Source organism: Clostridium sp. KNHs216 (genome assembly GCF_006714885.1).
Lineage (GTDB): Bacteria > Bacillota > Clostridia > Oscillospirales > Acutalibacteraceae > Caproiciproducens.
Window position 1 is genome coordinate 1,423,445 of the sequence record NZ_VFMF01000001.1, and the last position, 21,205, is coordinate 1,444,649.

Sequence of the window (21,205 nt, forward strand, 5' to 3'; positions counted from 1 at the left end):
TTTTCCTTTTATTCGTCATCACCGCCTTTCTCCGGTGCCTGCATTCTGTCCATCTCCTCATTGACGTCTTCATACAATTGGTACAGATCGTCAAGAGGAAGATTTCCAAGAACCACAACATCGTTTGCTGTGGTCATGGTCAGCTGAGTGATGATTCTTCTGACCCCAAGTCCTTCAGCCCGGGATCCTTGTCGAGCAAAAAATCTCGAGCCAGCCCCGTCGCTTTCATCGCATCGGCTCCGGAAAGCCGCATCAGGTCGGCCAGCATCACATCCGGCATTTTCTTTTTAACGGCCTTGTGAAACACAACCAGCTGATACTCATAGTCCAGTGCCGGCACGCTGACCGGAATTCCCAGATTCTTCAGGTATTTGGACGCCTGATGCAGATCATTGGCCGTCAAAGCATCAAAATCATACTCCAGATACCGGATTTCCTCACCGACGATTTTAAGAGGATGCTTTAGTACCATACAGTATTCGGAATCCTGCATCTCCTCCTGATTGTCGCTTTGCTCGCCCAGATTCCCCATCGGGATCAGCGTACGTTCATCGGCCAGATTATCCCCGATATCAGGGCTCATGTTCTGTTCTTTTGTCATAGAAATTTACCTCCTTATCCCAGTGCAGAGCGAAACCCGGTTAACTGATCGACTCCTCCAACCTTGTAGGTTCCGGCGATCTGATCAATTAACAGCATTTCCTCGCCGTCCACAACTTCGCGGTATCGCACCGTAGAATAATCAATACTTTCGTCCCGGGTTTTGCTGACTTCCCCGCTGCCGTTACTGATTTTTGACGGATACCCGGTCACATAGAATCTGGTTCCGGAAACAACCATGCTGCCATCGCTGGCCCTCAGATTCGCGGCAATCCGAATTTCCAGATTGACCGTCGCGGCAAGCAGGTATTTTTTATCAGCCCCGGCAGCGCGAAGGGAAACCGTCGTGGTCATTGCGCCAAACTGACCCGGCGTCGGCATTGCGAAGCTGCCGAGGAGTCCCGCGCCGGATACTTCTTCGCCTTTCATTTCAATTTCAGCAAAGGATACGCTGGTTACATTGGATATCTCGTATCCATTTGCTAGCACTTTAATTCCGCCGGTAGCGCCCACAATCGTTTTACGCGCCATCAGGATTCACCTCCAAACATTGCATTCAGGCCACGTGAAGTCCAACGCATCTTACTGGTAAGGCTCTTCCCGGGTACCGGGTTTGTGAATTCGCCTGAAAAGACGAAGTTCCCCTGAACCAGATCACTGACGGGATTATCGTTTGCCACAAATTCCACCGTTCCGAGCAACAGTGCATCATCCTGGACCAGCCCGTCAAGCCATGCCTGAAAATCGTTCAGGATGGAATCCTTGCGCCCCCGGGGCATAGGCTTGTCAACTTCCAACCCGTAAGTCCGCTGAAACGCATTGTTGATATAACGCAGCATGCGCACATTGCAGTCAAAAACATCCCTGGCGTTGATATTGGCATCCACGCTGTACTTCATAGTGTGCGGGCCCCACATCCGCCAGGTCCCTTCCCAATAGGTCATGGTGTTGATTCCCTTTGCGTTCAGGCGGTTCGCTTCCGTCTGATCGTACTGAATCGCGGTTCCATCCGCCAGGCACAGAGAATCAATATCGATCTGTTTGTTTGACGGAGTCTCATAAGGAAGATTGTTATTTTGGAAATCCACCCATTGCATGGTTACTGTGTTGAGTGTGCTGGCATGAAACTTCCGATTCCCCTTTTTGGCCATTGGCCACAGGAGCCCGGCCGCGCCGGTCGTCGTTTCATATGCTTCTTTTGCCTCGATCGCCGCATCAATGGTTTTTATCGTACTGCAATCAAGATCAGCGTTCAGCCAGGCGTACCAGTGCCCGTTGATCTTGTCCAGCATAGCGACTAGAGCCGCGAAAACGATCTGATGATCGCTCCACCCCGGAGCCGCCAGAATCGTCGGCACTTTGGAAAGGTCATAGTAGACCTTTGAAACCCCGGTATTGATCGCGGTAATTATGTCAGTGTCGCTGACGCCGTTCGGATCCACTTCGTAGAATTTGACTTCCGCGCTGACCAGCCCTCCCTTCAGGTCTTTGATTACAACGGTCAGGCCATCGTCAGAGTATGCCGCGCTGAAATCGACGTCAAGCTCCTTGCCGGTGATTTCAATCGTCGACAGGATCACCTTTGGATTGGACAGTACTGCCGTCTTTTTCACAAAATTGACCGTCGCCGTCTGCGGGGCTTCATTTTTCTTGTCGTTGGGATTCAACGCATTGATTACCACAATCGGCCCAACGCTGTTAACGTCGTTCCGGAAATGCGCATACAGCACTTCGGACAGGTCATAATCCGCCCAGGCTTCGCTGTATCCGATCTTTCGCACCCCGTCCTGCCAGGATGAAATCAGAATTGGGACATTGGTTTTTCCGGCGTACTCCGCCAGTTGATGGACCGGGGCACGTCCGACATAGACCGGGATCGTGCCGACGCCAGAGGGGGATGTATAGTCCTGACTGTCCACCTGGTCGGCAAATGCGCCGTGTCGGTATTCGCTCATGTATCACTCACTCCTTTTGTAAGTTCAGCTTGTCAGTTCAGCGCGTCCGCATACCGGGTTTCAGGATCAGGAATCCCGGAAACAGTGCAGGTCAGGTATCCGTACCAATACGGCCACGGCTGTTCTTCATATGTTTTCAACTTCACAGGGGATTCCAGATGGAACCTCCCGGCAATTCCGTCTTCCCGCCGGATCCACAGCTTAACCCTGTCAAGCAGATTCAGCAGCGTGATATAACCGCTGAAATTCGCGGAAAGCTGCATCGGAGCATCCGCCCCAATTGTCGACTGAATTCCCGGGTCCCACACGACGGCGGTAATCTGCAGATTCATAGTGTCGTTGTCTTCGTCGCCGGAAACCTCAGAAGTTCCAACTACCAAGCAGGGAATCCGTATTCCTCCCTGCGGATACAGTTCCCCTTTCGGCGGAATGTACCCGACATGTACGGCTGGAGCTACCAATGTATAACGATCCGTCTGATCATCTTCCTGTGGCTGCTTTAACTGGATATGCTCCTTTACGATCAACTGTTGCAACCAGTCCTGAATTTTCTGCAGGGAAGATACCGCCTGCATTATCCCGCCCCTTTCGCAAGATTGGTCCCAAGGTTTCCAAACGTCCGGTCAAGCTCATGGGTCAGCCTTTTCATTATGGCTTCATTGACCTTATCCACAATTACGGTGCCTACACCCTCGTTTGTCACCATCTGTGGAACAGAAAGGCTCCGAAGAACTCTGTATTTTTTAGGTCCGTTCCGTACGGCAAATAGATACCGCTCTTCTGTACCGTTTTTAACCGGAGCCAGAAATACTTTGTTATTTTTACCGTCCGTTCCACGAACTGGACCAAGGGGGAGCCTTCCTTTCTCGCTGTAGATTTTCACCATCGGCTGAACATTACGCTTCTTTCCGCCTTTGTTTTTCTTCACAGGGGATGTTGGAACGTGTTGAAAACGTGTGATTGTCAACGGACGGCCAAGAACCACAACCGAAACGCTGCCCGTACCAGAAGCTCCCATCACGGTTTTTACTTTCCGCTGCTTGCTGTTCAGCGCGCTTTTGATTTCCTTTTGCGGCGCGCCGAACACTTTCGGAATCTGCCGTCCAGCTTCCACCCGGACGGTATCCGCCGTGCGGGACAGAACATTGTTCATAATTCGCACCGCGTCTTTCGGGTACCCTTCCAGCAATTTGGCAATCTGGTCTAACTGCCTGGTGTTCGCATAAATAACATTTCCGGCCATATCAAAAGCCTCCTTGTCCGGCGGTCAGCGTGATCTGCGTCATTCCGTCTTCCTCGACCACCCCCGCAATCATATATGGCCTGCCGTCGAACTGGATCATCATCTCCGGAACAATGCCTGCGGCATCCGATGACCGTATGAAAAACAACATATCGCCATCGTAGTTGCTCCCTGGGGAACGCAGGCTATTTCGCTGTCCTTCATCATTGTCTACAATACAGGAAACTGTTTTGGTCGTCTGCCCAATAGTAATTGTGTGCTCGGTAGCCATTTCGTCCATATCGAAAAAAATCGAAAGATCCTCTTCGATATCTTCCCGCAGCGTCATACCTTCGGAGCTCCGCGGCCGAGTTTCAATTCGGGATCCGGGGTAACCGGGTCCTCCGTGAGCTCAGCGTCTAACGATTCCTCCGAAACGTCCGGATTCACAGGAGGTTCGATTTCAACTTCATTTTTAGGAATAGATGTAAGTTCGGCAGCATTACTCGCAGCAACCAATCGCTGTTCCAGTTCCGCCGGCAAGCTGATTAAGTTTCCAGCCGGGATCAGATGCCCATCCCACAAAAAAGACGATTTCAATTGAATCATTGTTCTCCGCCTTTCCGCTTACAGCTTCACCAGCGCGGTGGATTCTGCTGCGGTCTTCGGTTCCACCACAATTCCTGCGACAATTTCGCCGCTTTCGGGTTTTGTTCCGGTCACACGGGAATTAGTTGCGTCCCAGTACACGGTCTGACCAACCGTCAATGTGGGGGTGGATTCCGCCGGTATCTCGAACACGCCTTCCAGTTCCACGCTTCCTAACGCGCCGTTCGGGATATCCGCGACGGCTACGCCGATGCGCCCGGTCAGAACCAGAACATCGCCGTATGCGATTGCGCTTCCGGTGCTATTCTGGTAATTGATAATTTTGCCTTCCTGGATATATCTGGCCATTATATTTTCCTCCTCTACTCCCGGCGGCGATTAAGCCATGCCGGGGTTCTTAACCAGTCCGCGGTAACCCAACAGGGTGATTCCGCGATCACCGTACACACGGTACCGAATGCCCAAATGGTCAAAACTGACCTCCGATTCCACGGTCGGTGCTTCGGCGCCGTTCAGGTAGCTGACTTCGATCGTCGGAGTCAGCGCCGGATTTGCAGAGAAGAAATACGGTTGTGCGCCGCTGTCTACATCCAGCTCCGCGTCGGTGATCATCTGCATCTTATTACGGAACACGTTCGCGACGCCGGAATTTGCAGAGGACGGGTCTGCCAAAGAAGCAAGAAGTGCCTCAATGCTGGTTTCCGTCGTGGATCCGGTCAGCACATATGCGGGCGCTACGTTCAGTTTGGTTTTGCCGTCCATGTCTGTCTGCTGGCGCATCAGCTTTCGCGCTTCGCTGAACGATGCGGTACCCGGGACAGCCCCGGTTCCAAGATTTTTGTGCGCGTTGCTGAACAGTTGTTGCCCGTCCTGCATCGCCGGATTTTGCAGAAGAATTTCATACACGGATTTGTTGATTCCGCGTGCAAACGCCAGGGTGTAGGCTGTCAGAAACCGGGTGATTTGATTGAAATCATCGTTAATAAACATCTGGCGGGTAAACGTCAGCATTTTTCCGACAGTAATCAGCCGACGGGTGGCAACGGGCTCATCGCCAAGTTTCGCTTCCTTGAATTCTCCGTTCTGCGGAATTTCTTCCAGCTCACCGCCGTCACTGACTTCGTAGACATGCGTAGGACGAAAATCCGGCTGGCTGGCCTTACTTGTCCACCCCTGGAAAGTGGTGGGTGCCGTCTGCTGCGCCGAGAGTACCGTGCGGTTTGCCACGTCGTCTGCAATAGACACAAACGCGCTATCTGGCGTCATGGACCGGCGGAATAGCTCCTCATTGCTCAACCGATGTGCCTTACTGTCTCCAAAGCGCATCAGGCATTCCACCGCGACATCCTTAATACTCATGCCGCGGAATTCGTTGGCACCTTCCGCCGGCTTTTCAATGCTTATACCGCTGCGCATCAGCATCCCGTCGGCAGCTGCGGCGCGAACCTTGTCCATTTCGTCGCGAGTCACACCGACATTGGTCGGCTCCGCGCCAACCGGAAGAGGCGCATTGCGTTGTTGCAGCGCCGTCAGAATTTCTGCGCGAACGGCGTCCAGTTCAGTACCGGAACTGATATACCCGGCGGCGCGATCCTCCATCTGGAAACTGCGGCACAGGACAGTGATTTCCGCAGAGCGCTGGCGTTCCGCTTCGATCAGATTCGGGGACGTCACCGGTGCCGCGACCGGCGCGGTAGGTGCAGGCGCTCCGCCCGGCTGTGTGCCGGTAAGTGACCTGGTTGCTGTCGGCTCCACCGACGGGACTGCTGCTCCGCCCGCGGAGACAGGGTTCGTATTATTGTCTTCTCCCATTCTATGTTCCTCCTCAGAATTGATATTTCTTCCCAACCCTACCGTGGTATCGGCGGGGACGGGGGCTAAACTGATTTCCATCGGTGTCCATTTCACCGCGACGTTTGCCGGCCCGATAAAACGGCCGTCCGGACTTTTCTGGCCGGTCTGGAGCTCCATCCATGCGCCCACAGTGTAGCCGACGGAAACGCCGGTCAGCATTCCTTTGTCCAGCTTGCCCTGCAGGCGGGCGGCCTGCGGATCGTCGGCATCCATTTCAATGATCGCCCGGCATTTATGCTGCGCTTCGTCAAGCCAGGCTTTCACTACTTTCCCGATCGGTACCTTACCGTAAGCCAGATCGCTGCCGTGATTAAACAACAATACGCCGGTTCCGCCTTCGGTAAAACAGCTTAAATCCACAGCGTCCGCATCATGCGACAGAATTTCCGGGATGCCCCAGCGCACATACGGCGTTTCGCTGGAAAACGATATTTCATACTGATTCTCCTGATCCTCGACAGCCCTACATTCCAATGCGCGGGACTGCAGCCGCAGTTCTCCGCCGCCGTTGCCGCTGGCAGCCCGGGTTAACAAATTGTTGTTATGAATCATCGGAAGATCCATCCTTCTCATCATCCTTTCCGTTTCCAATGGGTGGGACCTTATTGGGGGAATCAAGACCCGCTTCCAGATTCAAATCCCGCATCATCTGCATTTCCTTCGCACGCTGGCGCAGAACTTCGCGCCAGTCCTCGCCTTTTTCAGCACAAATTTTCTGCAGCGTTTTCTGACTCGTTGCCAACGCGGTCTTATTGGCATTTGCTTCTTTTACGGGATCAACCCAGTCCCAGCCGGATGCAATCCACACATGACGCCGATATTCTTCGGAATCTCTAAAATATCCAGGAATGTTCAGCTGACCTGAAAGCACCGCCCAGTCCAGCCATTCCGGATAAATCGCGTCCAGCAGGTGTTCGATCATGTATATCTGCAAGGGGCGATAGGTCTTTTGATCTTCCAATAGCCCTTGCCGTGCGGAGGAATAATTGACCTGCGACATATCCCGGCTAACCGCTTCATAGCTCAGGCCTACGGCCCCTCCGGCTAACCGCTGTGTGGTTTTCACCATCGGGTCAACCGTGGAGCTGGTTCCGGCCGGCGTGACGGTCGAGATTTTTTCTCCGGGCTTCAGATAAGTTACGGTTCCCTGTTCCAAGATTTCCTGCGGCGGTTCCTCTTGCCGATCGGGCGAAGACCCATAATCCTGATCGTACCCTCGTCCCAACCCGGAGACCCCGGTAAGAGTCCCGCTATCTTTTTCGACAACCGCAGACAGGTGGGCAAGAACCCTTTCCTTTTCCAGAGCCGCGTCAATCAGCTCATTCGTGTCATCAATCCGTCCCAGTGACGGGGCCGTCTGCGACATTTCTCGAACCTGACTGGGCCGCGTCAGATACGGAAGGTAAAGAATTTGTTTCGCCGGGACCCGCTGCGACTTTACTGAAAAACCCCATACATCATAGATTTTGATCCAGTAGGCAACCGGCCGACGGTACTTGTCAATTTCCACCCCGCCGACAACCCTATTCTCGCCGTTCATCTGGACCGATGTATCCAGATCGTCGACTTCCAGCAACTGAATCCGAAACTGTCCCTGATCCATCACTTTCAGAACCAGAATCCCGCCATCCACAAAACGTCGGCGGAGGCAGATGCTAACCAATTCTGAAAAGCTGAACCGTCCTGTCATTTCGCAGTTTTCCGGTCGGCACCATTTTTTCCAACATTGTTCAATGCTGGTATTTAGGCTTTCATTTTCCGTTCCGTCGCTATTCAGAGTTTTGGCCTGAAGGACAAACCCGGATCCAATCACATTTCGTTCCAGCGCGAGAACCTCGGCCCCTAAAATATCGCTGTTTCTCTCTAAATCGCGGGCGCGTCCTCGGATCATATCCCGGCTTCCCTGATTTGCCTGTTCCCCGTTGGGATTTTGGGTTGTCCACCCTCCACTGCGAGGCCCGGTATCCGCGGCGGAATAAAAATTACGGGAACGTTGAACCCACACTTCCCGCTGGAAAGCCATTTTCGGCGCGATCGGCAACAGCAACCGGTTGATCAACGACATTTTCTTCTGTTTCATTCGGTCACCGCCTCCTCCTCAGAAATGCCACCGTCGCCGCGGGTCGCTCCAGCTGATCGATCTGATTATTCAGGGAATTGTATTCCCCGTACAACGTCCCCAGATCGGCCCGTTGCACCGTCCGTTGACCGAGCCGGTATTCCTGGGCACCATTTTCTATCTTCGTGATTGCCTGTAGAATACTGTCCCGTCGGACTTTCAGTTCGGTTATCGTCAATACCTCCACCGCCTTTTCCGAAATGATTTTCCGCTATGTATCTGATTTGAATGGTTTTCTTTCGCCGGCAATATTTCCGGATTTATTTGAGGAGTTCTCATAGGCTGTGAATCTCCACGCTCCTGACGCGTATGATTCGCATGTAAAGTACGAATGCCAAACACGTCCGCGGCACAGGCGGCATAGACTTCACAGTCAAGATAATGGTTGTCTCCTCCAGTTGCCTTTTGCACCCAGTGGCGAATCAGATGACCGCGCACCCGCTCCACAACTTTCTGTTCCGCTGTAATCATCTCCGCATACTCCGGGTCACAGCGCTCATGCAGATACCAGCCACCATTGTCCTCATCCCTGAAAATACGGGAAAAGATCATGTCCTTGTAATAATCCGTATCGACGATCAGCAGGGTCATTCCTTTTGAAATCCCATCTCTGTCAATAACCGACGGACGATATTTCGTAATCATACGGCTACTTGATCCTTTGATCGGCACCGTCCATTCCCGATTAACTGCACAAAAATCATAAACATCGTCCGTCTGATCTCCGGAATCCACACAGCACAGATTTACCTGATATCTAACTCCGGCCTTATCCTTGTACCAGCGGTTCATAATTTCTTCTATCTCTGCCCAAGTAAATACCTGTCCGTGCAGCACGTTATAGCTTGTCATGTTTGCACGCCAGGCACGGATCGTATAATAAAAGCTTTTCCTCTGGACATCCACCCCGCCGGTCAGCATCACAGTATTCGGAGGGACTACCTTTGAGGGATACACGCTTTGCTTTTCTTTAAGCAAGCGCTCGGCATCCAACTCCTGCTCAATTTCCTTAAAAGGCTCCCCCAGCCAAGAGTTAATAAAGTTCTGCAGCAGCTCCGGTTGACCTTTGCTGTCCAAAAACTCCGACGCGATATCGCCGAAGCGCAAAAGCGGAGAATAAAAAGCGTTCAACCGAAAAGCAATTTTCCGACGGCTACCGTTCGTCCTCACCGCTTTCCATTCACAGTGCCGAACCATCTCATTTCGATCCGCATCCGAAATCAAACACCCGCATTCCTCGCAAACGTAAAATGCTTCCTTCCTTGCCTGATCCGGAGTGCTGCCGTCCGGCCACTTCAATTGCCGGAATTTAAAAGTCCAACTTGCACCGCAGTGCGGGCAGGAAACAAAGCATTCCATCTGAGTATCGGCTTTCAGCCAATTCTGCCAGGTCGGGCCCGACTCAAAAACCGGAGTTGAAACACGAACCGTCTTTTTATTTGCCGGATAAGACTTCTGTCGTTCCATGGCCAGCTTTGCCGGACTCGCTTCCTTCCCGGCCTGTATCGGATATTTATCCTCTTCATCAAGGAAAACATATCGGATCGGGAAGCTCGCCAGATCGCTAGGGGAATTCGCCCCCACAATTCCGATGTTGATTCCTCCGGTAAAATTCAGGTCAAGCCGCTTACTGTTCTCATCAAACCTTTTTTTCAGTTCCCGGCAATTCTTCATCATAGGCTGTATTCGGTGATCACTGATGCGTTCGGCCAATTCTTTTTGCGGATAAACCACCAACATTGGCCCCGGATCCTGACATATCGCCGCCCCCATCATGTTCAGGATTGCTTCTGTTCCTCCTACCTGAGTAGCCTTGATAAATTCTTCCTCTACTACTTCCGGGTCAGAAAATGCATCCATTACTTCACGGAGATAGGGAACATAATCCGTTCGCCATGGACCGGGTTTGCTTGATTCTGAAAGAGATAATATGCGATTTTCGTCGGCCCACTCGCTAACCGTCTTCTTCCCCGGGGGTCTGAGCGAAACCAGAGCTGATCGCAACCAGTCCGGAACTTTATACGAATTCAAGATTCATCAACCTCCGGCTGGTAAACTCCATCAATCGACATCTGGGTCAGAGAATCAGCGATTCGGTCGTTAATCATCTGGTCAACCCGGCGAGCCTCATCCGCATCGACATAGGAGGCAACCGTCAACCCAAGCTCATGCCCCAAACCAAAAACGGAGCTTTTGAATACAGAAAAAAAGCGTGACAGGTTTTCTACAATATCCGTCTTTGAGAGATACTCGCCACCCGCGATCTGATTTTTCAGCCGCGAAGATTCCAATTGCTCTTTTTTTAATTCCGCTTCATAGTGGGTTTTCAGTTGAGACGGCGTCATTTTGTCCGGATCGCTTCTCGCGGCCTCCGCCAGCTTCTCACCCTCCCGCTGTGCATTCCATTCCGTAACAGCCTTGATGTCGTAATATCCATGCCTTACACGGGGACAACCAGCTTTCATCCAGTTACTGAGAGTCGCTGCTGTTACCCCAAAATACGCTGCCGCATATCGGGTACAGGCAATGATCGTTCCTGCCTCGAAATACAGATCCCCCCTTTGTTCCGCCTTCTCTTCATCCACCATAGAGATTTCCCCCTTCCCCCCGATTAGTGCAAATCGGACCTCTGCTTCCAAAACCATCCAGCCAAGAAACACAGAAAAATCCGCTCTGCATTTTTCGGCATTCTGCCGAATCCACCACCTCGCCCCGGTCTGACCGCCAGTGGCCGTCGACTTTGGCACTTTGCATAAATTTTGCCATGACGGGGCGGGAATCCGGCTTTTCAAATATTCAAAGCACTTTTTTTGTTTTTAATCCGGGTATTCCTCGGGCCTCGCAAGACCCGCAACGGGGGCACCGGGCCGGAAGGACCCACAACCCGCACCACACCTGGCTTTTTCTGTTCAAAACCTTTGCATCATTGTGGAAAACCCCCGTCTGCAGGCACTTTTGACAGCAAACTGTTGAAAACTTTCCGCTACCCCTTGAATTCACCTAACCCCTTTGAATTTGGAGCCAATTTGAATTTGGGGGTAAAAAGAGAGATATGCCCTTGCGAGCATACCTCTCTGAGCATTATTATATGTCAATAACGGTATGCTTTTCAAGGTGACATCTGCGGACAAACACGGACATTTAAGGACAACCTTTAGGAAAAGAAGCTGCTTGATCTTTCCAGCTCATGTATCGCCTGAGCCATCAGGCGGCTCATATGACGCTTTGAATAGCAATAAACCTCGCACATCTGCCGATCGCTCATTCCTTGAATGTACTTGCTTTCGAGGAAGCCTCGGAGACGGTCGTCTTTCATCAGAGATAGAGCATCGTCCAGTTGTTGCCGCAAGCCCCGCACTTTCACCGCAAGACCTTCGCATTCCTGCCGGGTCTGGATCGCCGTTTCCTTTATTTCATCAGGACCGGCAGCTCCCGTGCGCATCCGGGTCCCACCAGACGGGCCCAAGCTCAGGCTTTCCCATCGGGCCGCATCGTCGCATTTCATCTTTAACCGGTCAACTGCTATCAGGTACCGCCTTAATTTTTCTTTCTTTTCTTCATCATTCATTTAGAAATCCTCCTTTATGGATACTCATGGACAGATAATGGAAGATATATAGCTCAAATTATATAGAACAGCCTTGTCTTTGTGGATACTTGTGGAAGCATGGAAGGCCAGTCGATAAATTTTGCATGTAAAATTTATAAGAGAAAGTTTCGGAAAGACCTTCCAAGTCTCCATACCCTTCCATTTACTGGGGGGATGAGGGGGCCATTGCCGCAAACTGATTTCCCGCCTCGGACAAAGAAATGTCCACAAATTCATTGAAGCGCGCCGTCTTCCGCTTATAAAAGTGATAATTATCCTGCAGATCAAGTGAAAACTTGCTTTGCGAAGCGGGATACCGTTCTCCTCTGTCAGTACACCATGCCCGGTATACGGAATAGAGCTTGCCAGAGGGGATGGAGCATCCTGCGGCGCTGATCACGCAGTCGTCAACAAACTGCTGCATCTTATCCATTTCCTTTCGGTATTCCTCATTGGCTGCGTTCACCTTAGCGCAGGAAGGCATTCCTTTCTTGTACCATTCAACAGCGCCCTTGAGCGCCCACTGGAAGATTCCTGCTTTCTCCGTCTGCAGCTTCTCAGCAAGATGGATATCCTTTTTCTCATCGGGAATCTGCGCGACAAAGGGCAGCATGCGAACGCGCCGCCAGATACCGTGATCGCTATGCTTAATAATTGGCTTTACATTGGTCGCCATCACAATTTTGAACTCCGGTCGAAACTGGAATTCTTCCTTGTACAGTTTGCGGGCCGTAATGACATCCTCGCCGGTCATCGTCTTAACCAAAGCTTCATCAAGGACACAGCCGCCGGACGGCTCCGACGTCGTGACCAGGCGGACACTCTTCAGGCGGGCAATATCGGACCTGGCCGAGGAGGAGTTGCCCCTGTCAGCTCGCATAATCGTATCTGATTGTGCATTTTTGGTGTAGTCACCGAACAGTGAGCTTATCATATTGACAAAAGTGCTTTTTCCGTTAGCACCTGTCCCATACAAGAAAAACAGGCACTGCTCCGCCGTAGATCCGGTCAGAAAATACCCAACCATGCGTTGGATGTACAGCTGAAGCTCTTTATCACCTTGGGTGATTTCGTTCAGAAATTTCATCCATAACGGGCATTTTGCCCCCTCTATGTACTCAACGTCTGCCAACAGTGACATTTTCAGCCGCCGATCATGCGGACGCAGCTGCCCGGTCTTTAAGTCTACAATGCCGTTGGCAACATTCAGCGCGTCCTTATAACGGTCCAGTTCATTCGGCAGGATAGGAATGCCGGGAAGATGCTGCGTCTCCTCGATCATAGCTTTTTTTGATTTACTGGAGCGTGTCCTGCGGATATGTTTAAGCATGGTATCATTCGCCTCCTTATTTTCACCCGGTGAAGCTTCTTTCCACATCCGTTCAAGCAGATCATCAGCCAGGCGTTTAACCTCCCCGGTCTGGTCTTCCGTCCAACGCTGGCCTGTCCATATCATCCATATCTTATTTATGTGGTCGAACTTGATCCCCTTGCAATAAGCGTCCCGGAAACGATACGCATTGCCGGTATCGTCAAGCGTATACATTTTCGGGTCTTTCAGAATTTCCGGATCCTCTGGAGCGGCAGGCGGCGAAACCGGGGGCGCGGCGGATTCCTCTTTCGGATATTCCGGGGGTGGCTCCGGGAGAGGAACCGGGTCCCGTGTAAGCGTCCGATCATAGGGAATAAACGTCTTTTCTTTCCCCTTCATTGCACGAGAAAGCGTATATTGGCCATAAGTTTTCTTTCCGCCGACGGAACGGTCCCACTTCTGTCGAAACAGTCCCGAGGACCGAAACACTCTGTCCATACGCTCCAGATCGCGATTAAACCAAAACGCAAGATAGCTGGCGAAAGCGAAGTCGGCTTCACTTTGGGACGGATATTTGGCACCGCTCCAATCTCCTTCAAACAATTGCTTTATTTCCTCGCCGTTTCGGGATCGAAAAGCGATATCAAGGATATCCTGATCTGACAAGTCCCTCACCGATTCCGGCTGCGTATGGATAGGGTTGGATTCCTTTATCTGCTGTGCGCCTCCACCTTCAGGCATATCTGAATCACCCGCGGCATCGGCTAACCTGACCTGCTGCAATTTTTCTTTTGTCAGATACTTTCGGTGCAGCTCGTCAAGCTCCGGAGTGCATTCCCTGAGCGGGTAAGGGATACCCTCTTCGTCACAATAGACGTTTCCCGTTACGGTAAAATAGCGGGCCCTGTCGTACATTTCCAGGCCAAGCATTTGATCCTTTCGGCCTTCCCGATCGGGAAGATGTCCTTTGCATAAAACGTGAATTCCCGTTCCACTCGGGGAAATCTCCGTATAGCTTTGCAGCCGGCTAACAACCTCTTTAGCCAGATTGCTTAATTCCCCATCATCGTTAATGCAATGGTCAACGTCCACACCACAGATACCATCGCCAAACTCGAAGCCGATCCCCGAAGCACCATATTCTCGAACCGCACGCACGGCCTCATCAAAGCTCCCCCATGTGCGGCTGTTGTCCGCCTTTGCGGGGCATAGCTTGCCGTCCTGATCCAGCCGGGGAGATAGCGGCATTTTATTTGGAAACCGGTGACAAACCCATTGTGGGCGTTGGATCAGTTCAACCGGGATATTTTCTAAACCCATACAATCACCTATTTACTGCATATTTTTTTGGATCGTCCCTACCGAAATAATCATCGACATAAATGCGTAAAGTGTCGCCGTCCTGAACCAGCGACACCCTAACAACAATACCCACTAACAGCCCCGCGATGGATTCGATATCCTCAAAAGACTTCACCATAAACCCCATACGCAGCATATCTTTGCATAGGGAATCGGGAAGGCCTTCTTCAAATACATACCGCTTCTCTATGGCCTTTCCTTTCTCCGATCCCGAAATATAGACCATTTCAAAAAACAAAGTTGATTTGCCTTCATCCCGGCCTACACCTTTCCAGCATCCGGATTCAGTAATGATCGCCATCCGGCGGATACGATCTCTTTTTTCCATAGTCAAGGCCCCCTTTCGGGTCAGGCCTCCTCAGCCTGACCAAAATATCTCTCGTATTTCTCCGGTGCATGAAGTCCGATAAGCTTCTTTGCTTCATTCACCTCAATAGGGATCAGCATGCAACCCCAGCCAAGCATGGAATCTGATTTTTTAAACCAGTTCCCCTTCTGGGTCTGATAGACCTCTACATAGTTCCCGACAGCCACAAGGTCAGCGGTATCGGTATCATAAAGTTTTTCATTAATAATTGTTTTCATATTATCAACCTTTCATAAAAATACTTCTAAATTTGACTTATAAATGTTAATATAAAAAGAAAAGGAGAGGATAATTTTGTTGTATAAAATTAGATCAAGGGGTAATTACGCACATTTATGGAATTTTGAACAATTCCGTCAGGAGGTTGACGGAGAGGTTGCCGATTACGAACTAAATGGAAACGTAATCCAATCAATAACCTATAGAGTTCAGACCGCCATACCTCAACATAAGCTGGATGAATATCTCTTTATAGGTGAGCCGATTGAAGAATAACTATTCCTCAAATCCGTCCTCCGGTGGAAGCTCAAACTCTTCATCGGCAAGGGAAATGTTCTGGGCCATGTTCGCCGTATCCTCCAGGTCAGAAACGAGCTCTTTCAAATGCCGGATGCAGGGCGGCATGACTGCGCCAATTGCCTGTGAGGGAGACAGCCGCAGGATCAGCTGAAAGTTATCGAAATTGGAATCGAGCGAATCGCGGAAGGATTCTGCAGCTGCCACAAGCTCGTCCTGTTCAATGCCGGCGTCCTGCCGGGCCTGATTTTTCGCCTGCTCCAATTCTTCACGCGCCCGGTCGAGAAGGATTTTATATGAGCGTGCAGCGTCTTCATATCCCTCGCCGCGCAGCTTCTTCTTATCGTCCTCTGACAGTTCCTGCACGGCGACATCGATCGGGCGGGACTCCAATTCCTTGATTTGCGTTTCAAGGTCTGTAATGCGCTGCAGGTCGAACTGACGGCTGCCCCGTAGGGCCTTAATCGTCTCATTAGCCTTTTCCGCCTTAACCAACGCATCCATATAGTTGTTGTATTCTGTCTTCTTTTCCTTTCGGGCCTGGGCCGCCTCTTTTTCCGCCTTCCAACATTTTTCCTGGGCTTGTCTTTCCCTCTGCTGGGCTTCGTCACGCTGCTTGATTGCCTCCTGCAGCTCCCGTTTGGACATTTCTGACACGGTCTTTTCCTGACCGTCAACCAGGTGCGTTTCCTGCAAAAATTCCTCGCGCTCATCCTCTGGGACCTGTAGCAAAGCAAGCAATTTTGTATAAGACAAATTCACAACCGGTTGTGAATTTGAATATTCCCGCGCGATTTTCATGAAATTGTCAGCAGAATTAACCGAGAATTCGACCTTATCCCGCAGCCAAGGAAGCCATTCTCCATGCTGGAGCTGCTGCTTAGCCTCAATCAGCCGCTTTCCGATTTCGATGATATTCTGTGCCGTTTGGGCCTTATAGAAATTGATCTCCAGCGTGATCTGGTCAATGGAACGCTGGTTTTGAGCACCATTGGACACAGGTCCGCTTCCGGAAGCCGAAATCCGAACAGGGTCCTTCGCTTTTTTCTTTGAAGTCTCAATCTGTTGCAGGACGATAGTCCTTTCCTGCTCAACCGTCATACCCGGGCGATCGGATCCGCCGGCGAAAAACTTGTCTGAAATCGCAACACAGGACGCAATACCGGCTTTTGTTTTTGTAAAATACAGCCCCAAATCGTACCGACCATCACTGCGATAAAGCACCCCTCGCAAATCCATTTCCTTATGACTGTCGTCAAGCCCGTCCAACGCTCGGGAAAACTCCCAAATTTCTCGTGCGAAAGTTATGTCGAGTGTATTCACATGCGCCACATGAAAGGAATCCCGGGTCCGGGGAATATCGGAGGTCGTTCTATAATTGATTTTCCTACTGGCCCGGCACTCATAATCGACTATTTTAACTTTCGGATAACCTTCCTCAATAGGCACCACGAAATGACAGCCGTAACACTCATGATCCGGCCCAAAATCTGCTCCGAGCCGGTACCCGGTGGTATCGGCGGTGGTGTCTTTCTCGAACGTTTTCCCACATTTGCATATGTATTTCTGCTTCATAATTCAACCTCACATACTTATAAGTGCAGCCGTACTTTACCTTGCAGAGCCAGCGGCGGCACCCACTTGAATCCATACTCCCGAACGAAATTATCGTTTCCAAGCTTCAGCCAGCGCCGCGCGAGCTGCTTTGCGTCATAAAAGCCCGTAGCCTGTCCAAAACCGTTCAGAACAATCAACACATCAATATTTTCATAATACTTAGGGTGCCGTTCTCTGGCCTTTCCCTCTCGCTCGAGCGCCATTAAATCCATTATTCAGCCCTCCGATCAAAACGGCAGATCATCATCAACCGGCATTTCCTCGAAATCACCGGTATTCCCACTGGAGTATGCGGGCGCTGTGCTTCCATGCTCCGGAGGCGGTTCCGGAAGAGGCGGTTTGTTTTGCCCGGAGCTGTCTCCGGCAAAAGAAATACGCTCTGCGATTAATTCTGTAGTATATCGCTTGCTTCCGTCCTGAGCATCATAAGAACGGTTTTCAAAGTGCCCCTGAACAACAATGGGTTTACCCTTTTTAAAATATTTGCAGACAAACTCGGCCCATTTCCTCCAAGCAATTACTGTGAAGAAATCCGCTGTATTCTTTCCGTCCACTTTATAGGGCCTGTCCACCGCGATCCGGAACGAACTGACGGCGACGTCGTTTGGCGTATGCCGGAGCTCAGGATCTTCGACCATGCGGCCCATCATGATTGTTATCGAATACATAATTTCGCTACCTCCCTTTTGAATTACGCGCAAACTTTGCGCTCTTTTCCGCCCGGATTTCCTGAAAAACCTTTTCAGCCTTCAGAGATTCTATGAGTTCCTGATTTTTGCGAAGCTCTTCCGCCTTCCAATCCCGCCAGGCCGGGCAAGCGTTATCGTTATGACATCCTATGTATCTCCCTGTGCAGTCATTGCAAGGTGGTTCTGAAAATATCATTTGCCGACACCCCCGAGGACACGGCCCCGATCACCCCGTGCGAAGGCCCTCAGGCCATCCCATGTCGGAACCCATCCGTAATACCTGCAGAGTGACATATATCCCTGTAATACTTTCACACTCATAGTCCTTAACCCTCCTTTAGTAATGATAATCAAGTGTGCTCCGCGACGAGAAGCAGTTCTTCAATGGAAGTTTTCAGCGCAAGCAGCTGCTTCATGCTTTCCTCAAACGCGGGGCGTTCTTCCTGTGTAATTTGGCCATCCTCGGCAATGTCCGAAACGACCTGCGCTATTTCATCGATATGCCGAGTTAGCCGCCCGATTTTCAATGCCGCGCTTTCCAGATTGCGGGGGGACAGCCTGTCCACCCTGCCGCAGCCCAACGGACATTGACTGGAGCAATAATAATTCACGAGCTCCGGAGCATTGTAGATATTGGCCATCAGATTTACTTCTTCCGGATAAGGGTTGATGTTCCCCAGTTCGATATTCGCAAGGCGCGTACGCTCAATACACACAATCTGGGCTGCCCCTTCCCTGCTGTTCAGCTGATCGTTATATTCCGCCGCTTTCATTCGTGCCAAATAATACACGTTGTCGCCGGCTTTCGTAGCTTTTTGCATAATTGCATTTTCACCTCCGTATGGTATCCTGATAAAGGAATTATTTCCCATTACGCCTACCCTCGATGACACGAGAGATAATCCGACAGGACCTCCCCCGCGTGCTTCATCATCTTTTTGTCACACTCGACCTGTTCTTCTTCCGGCATAAAAACTGTTCTTTTTATGGGTTTAAACTGATATGTACCCTTTGAGGATGGAACCTGTTCAAATACAATTTCTTCCCGGCAGCGCACGGAGCCGTCACCGGACTTATTTACTACATAGCTGATCGCGGTAAAGGTAAACGGCTTTTTTGCTGCCAAGCTAATCACCTCGCTTTAAATGTGTATTGTAAATGCGGATTGTCCTATGCGTTTTTGTTAGCATAAAGGTCTTCAATCCTACAGTTCAGCACTTTTGCAATCTCAGGAAGCTTGTCTGCGCTCGGCATACTTTCGCCATTTTCCCACCTAGAAACCGATGCCTGTTTAACATGCAATGCAATAGCCAGTTCAATTTGAGTAAGGCCGATTTTCTCGCGCCGATGCTTTATACCGTTCAAATCATCAACTCCCTCCCACAAAGATACGTTATACGTATATAATACGCCGCACGAATTCTATTGTCAATATATTCTATGCAAATTACGTATATTTTAGAGTTTTGAATTTACAATTATACGCGCTAGTTATATAATGTGCTCAAGGATGTGATCCTATGGAACAGTTAAAAACACTAAGAAAACAAAAAAAAATCAGCCAAAAAAAATTGGCTGAAGACCTACATGTCACCCAAGCAACAGTTTCGAGATGGGAAACAGGGGATATGTTACCTACAATAGATATTCTTAATGAAATCGCAGATTATTTTGGAGTATCCGTTGATTATTTACTCGGAAAAAGCGATATACCGACAGCGGACACAAGAAAAATCGGCGTAAAAATTCCCGTACTCGGATATGTCCGAGCCGGGATTCCAATTGACGCCATTGAGGAAATATTAGATTATGAAGAGATCCCTAAATCAATGGCCGACCAAGGGGAATATTTTGGCCTGCAGATCAAGGGCGACAGCATGGAACCCAGGATGCAGGAAGGGGATGTTGTTATCGTCCGAAAACAGTCAGATGTTGAGAGCGGCGATATCGCGGTCGTTTTGGTCAACGGCAACGACGCGACCGTTAAAAAGTTTGTAAAGCATGAAAACGGCGTTTCCCTTGTTGCATCAAATCCCAAATATGACCCTATGTTCTATACTTTTGCCGAAGTGGAGAGTAAGCCGATTTGTGTGATTGGCAAAGTAGTCGAATTGAGAGCAAAATACTAAATAAAAAAGGCCGCCCACTACTGCGAATAGTGAACGGCCTAAGAAGAAGAGCCCCTATAAAATGCCCCTCAAGAACATTATATAATATTGGCGAATTATGTCAATAAATAATTTATGAGGGGTGCTATCATGGATTTTATTGATCAGGTCAAGCAATTTTCGAAACGTGTCGAAGGACTTAAGGATTCCATTCAAACCGAAGAGGCCACAAAGACATCAATCATTATGCCTTTCTTTGCGCTGCTCGGCTACGACGTCTTCAATCCGGATGAGTTTATTCCCGAATTCACTGCGGATGTAGGGATTAAGAAGGGCGAAAAGGTTGACTACGCAATTATGTCAGACGGTGCGCCGGCAATCCTGATTGAATGCAAATGGATCGGGGAAAACCTCGAAAAACACGATTCGCAGCTTTTCAGGTATTTCGGAACGACAAAGGCTAAGTTTGCTATTTTAACAAACGGTCAGATTTACAGATTCTACACAGATCTTGAAGAGCCAAACAAAATGGATGAATCCCCGTTCCTTGAAATCAACATTTTGGACATAAAAGACGGACAGGTTGCCGAACTGAAAAAATTCCATAAATCCACCTTTAATGTGAATGACATTTTTAATACGGCATCTGAATTAAAATATTCTCACCAATTCAGGATTGTTTTTGCAAACGAGCTTCAGAATCCGTCGGACGATTTTTTGAAATTTTTCCTGACTTCGGTCTATACCGGTGTTAAGACTCAGTCTGTTATGGAAAAATTCAGGCCAATTCTAAAAAAATCTCTGAACGGATATATCAATGAGCTGATGAGCGATAAAATCAAATCCGCTCTTGACGTCAACAGCGACGCGCAGGCCGAAGCCGAAACAAACACAGCCGCTACTGCCGAACCCGTACCAGAGCCTGAACCGGAAAACAGAGTTGTAACCACTCCGGAAGAATTGGAAGCGTTCTTTATCGTTAAAATGCTTTTAAAAGGCACTGTGTCCTTAGAAGACTTATCGTATAAAGATACTATCAATTACATATCGATATTGTATCAGGGAAAGGTTACCAAATGGATCTGCAGATTCAGCTTGACCTCCGGGCACAAAATACTGGCCATCCCTGACGAAAACAAAAAAGAAGTGCGGTACACTCTGAACAGCATCTACGATATTGATCAATACAAGGATAAACTGGTTGAAGTAGTGAACAGGTACATTTAAAGCTTGTACTATAACATCAAAATGATTAAATCGTATAAAATCATTAACTTTTTATAAAT

General features: G+C 49.8%; 26 protein-coding genes. 2 read left to right on the forward strand and 24 right to left on the reverse strand.

Annotated elements, in window-relative coordinates:
* Nucleotides 1-8: 8 nt before the first annotated feature.
* From LY85_RS19675 to LY85_RS06990, 24 genes are all read right to left on the reverse strand, one after another.
* On the reverse strand, nt 9-137 hold the full coding sequence (locus LY85_RS19675) for a hypothetical protein (protein ID WP_279230991.1): 129 nt from the start codon (nt 135-137) through the stop codon (nt 9-11).
* A 2-nt stretch (nt 138-139) separates the two neighbouring features.
* On the reverse strand, nt 140-601 hold the full coding sequence (locus tag LY85_RS06880) for a hypothetical protein (protein ID WP_141826023.1): 462 nt from the start codon (nt 599-601) through the stop codon (nt 140-142).
* Between the two features lie 14 nt (nt 602-615).
* On the reverse strand, nt 616-1,131 hold the full coding sequence (locus LY85_RS06885; protein ID WP_141826024.1) for a phage major tail tube protein: 516 nt from the start codon (nt 1,129-1,131) through the stop codon (nt 616-618).
* Nucleotides 1,131-2,555 (reverse strand): phage tail sheath protein, encoded by a 1,425-nt coding sequence (locus tag LY85_RS06890; RefSeq protein WP_141826025.1) that lies wholly within the window; start codon nt 2,553-2,555, stop codon nt 1,131-1,133. Before LY85_RS06890 ends, LY85_RS06885 begins: the two co-directional genes overlap by 1 nt.
* A gap of 32 nt (nt 2,556-2,587) precedes the next feature.
* On the reverse strand, nt 2,588-3,130 hold the full coding sequence (locus tag LY85_RS06895; protein WP_141826026.1) for a hypothetical protein: 543 nt from the start codon (nt 3,128-3,130) through the stop codon (nt 2,588-2,590).
* Nucleotides 3,130-3,798, reverse strand: coding sequence for a hypothetical protein (locus tag LY85_RS06900; RefSeq protein WP_141826027.1), 669 nt, complete (start codon nt 3,796-3,798; stop codon nt 3,130-3,132). The genes LY85_RS06895 and LY85_RS06900 overlap by 1 nt, the downstream gene beginning before the upstream one ends.
* A gap of 1 nt (nt 3,799) precedes the next feature.
* Entirely contained in the window at nt 3,800-4,126 is a 327-nt protein-coding gene (locus LY85_RS06905; RefSeq protein WP_141826028.1) for a hypothetical protein, read from the reverse strand.
* Nucleotides 4,123-4,386, reverse strand: a complete 264-nt coding sequence (locus LY85_RS06910) for a hypothetical protein (RefSeq protein WP_141826029.1) — start codon at nt 4,384-4,386, stop codon at nt 4,123-4,125. The genes LY85_RS06905 and LY85_RS06910 overlap by 4 nt, the downstream gene beginning before the upstream one ends.
* Nucleotides 4,387-4,404: 18 nt before the next feature.
* Nucleotides 4,405-4,734, reverse strand: coding sequence for a DUF2190 family protein (locus LY85_RS06915; protein ID WP_141826030.1), 330 nt, complete (start codon nt 4,732-4,734; stop codon nt 4,405-4,407).
* 30 nt (nt 4,735-4,764) lie between these two features.
* Nucleotides 4,765-6,792, reverse strand: coding sequence for a peptidase (locus LY85_RS06920; protein ID WP_141826031.1), 2,028 nt, complete (start codon nt 6,790-6,792; stop codon nt 4,765-4,767).
* Entirely contained in the window at nt 6,782-8,320 is a 1,539-nt protein-coding gene (locus LY85_RS06925; RefSeq protein WP_141826032.1) for a phage portal protein, read from the reverse strand. The genes LY85_RS06920 and LY85_RS06925 overlap by 11 nt, the downstream gene beginning before the upstream one ends.
* A 4-nt stretch (nt 8,321-8,324) precedes the next feature.
* Complete coding sequence (locus tag LY85_RS06930) at nt 8,325-8,537, reverse strand: peptidylprolyl isomerase (RefSeq protein WP_141826033.1); 213 nt, start codon at nt 8,535-8,537, stop codon at nt 8,325-8,327.
* The gene (locus tag LY85_RS06935) at nt 8,534-10,390 is read right to left on the reverse strand and encodes a terminase gpA endonuclease subunit (protein WP_207705548.1); all 1,857 of its coding nucleotides are present in this window, start codon (nt 10,388-10,390) and stop codon (nt 8,534-8,536) included. Before LY85_RS06935 ends, LY85_RS06930 begins: the two co-directional genes overlap by 4 nt.
* Entirely contained in the window at nt 10,387-10,947 is a 561-nt protein-coding gene (locus tag LY85_RS06940; RefSeq protein WP_141826034.1) for a terminase small subunit, read from the reverse strand. Before LY85_RS06940 ends, LY85_RS06935 begins: the two co-directional genes overlap by 4 nt.
* A gap of 566 nt (nt 10,948-11,513) precedes the next feature.
* Nucleotides 11,514-11,927 (reverse strand): hypothetical protein, encoded by a 414-nt coding sequence (locus tag LY85_RS06945; RefSeq protein WP_141826035.1) that lies wholly within the window; start codon nt 11,925-11,927, stop codon nt 11,514-11,516.
* Nucleotides 11,928-12,111: 184 nt separating this feature from the next.
* Nucleotides 12,112-14,580, reverse strand: a complete 2,469-nt coding sequence (locus tag LY85_RS06950) for a phage/plasmid primase, P4 family (protein ID WP_141826036.1) — start codon at nt 14,578-14,580, stop codon at nt 12,112-12,114.
* A 4-nt stretch (nt 14,581-14,584) separates the two neighbouring features.
* A complete protein-coding gene (locus LY85_RS06955; RefSeq protein ID WP_141826037.1) occupies nt 14,585-14,950 on the reverse strand; it encodes a hypothetical protein in 366 nt (121 codons plus the stop codon).
* A gap of 20 nt (nt 14,951-14,970) precedes the next feature.
* Nucleotides 14,971-15,207 (reverse strand): hypothetical protein, encoded by a 237-nt coding sequence (locus tag LY85_RS06960; protein WP_141826038.1) that lies wholly within the window; start codon nt 15,205-15,207, stop codon nt 14,971-14,973.
* A 277-nt stretch (nt 15,208-15,484) separates the two neighbouring features.
* The gene (locus tag LY85_RS06965; protein WP_141826039.1) at nt 15,485-17,080 is read right to left on the reverse strand and encodes a DUF3102 domain-containing protein; all 1,596 of its coding nucleotides are present in this window, start codon (nt 17,078-17,080) and stop codon (nt 15,485-15,487) included.
* A 17-nt stretch (nt 17,081-17,097) separates the two neighbouring features.
* Entirely contained in the window at nt 17,098-17,334 is a 237-nt protein-coding gene (locus LY85_RS06970) for a hypothetical protein (protein WP_141826040.1), read from the reverse strand.
* A 15-nt stretch (nt 17,335-17,349) separates the two neighbouring features.
* Nucleotides 17,350-17,790 (reverse strand): single-stranded DNA-binding protein, encoded by a 441-nt coding sequence (locus LY85_RS06975; RefSeq protein WP_141826041.1) that lies wholly within the window; start codon nt 17,788-17,790, stop codon nt 17,350-17,352.
* Between the two features lie 371 nt (nt 17,791-18,161).
* Nucleotides 18,162-18,632, reverse strand: coding sequence for an XRE family transcriptional regulator (locus LY85_RS06980; RefSeq protein WP_141826042.1), 471 nt, complete (start codon nt 18,630-18,632; stop codon nt 18,162-18,164).
* A 56-nt stretch (nt 18,633-18,688) separates the two neighbouring features.
* Nucleotides 18,689-18,937: a hypothetical protein gene (locus LY85_RS06985; protein ID WP_141826043.1), complete on the reverse strand. Its 249-nt coding sequence runs from the start codon at nt 18,935-18,937 to the stop codon at nt 18,689-18,691.
* 44 nt (nt 18,938-18,981) lie between these two features.
* Entirely contained in the window at nt 18,982-19,176 is a 195-nt protein-coding gene (locus tag LY85_RS06990; RefSeq protein ID WP_185741138.1) for a helix-turn-helix transcriptional regulator, read from the reverse strand.
* Nucleotides 19,177-19,331: 155 nt separating this feature from the next.
* On the opposite strand from LY85_RS06990, the gene LY85_RS06995 reads away from it, so the two are divergent.
* Nucleotides 19,332-19,940: an XRE family transcriptional regulator gene (locus tag LY85_RS06995; RefSeq protein ID WP_141826045.1), complete on the forward strand. Its 609-nt coding sequence runs from the start codon at nt 19,332-19,334 to the stop codon at nt 19,938-19,940.
* Nucleotides 19,941-20,069: 129 nt separating this feature from the next.
* A complete protein-coding gene (locus tag LY85_RS07000) occupies nt 20,070-21,146 on the forward strand; it encodes a type I restriction endonuclease (protein ID WP_141826046.1) in 1,077 nt (358 codons plus the stop codon).
* Nucleotides 21,147-21,205: the final 59 nt, after the last annotated feature.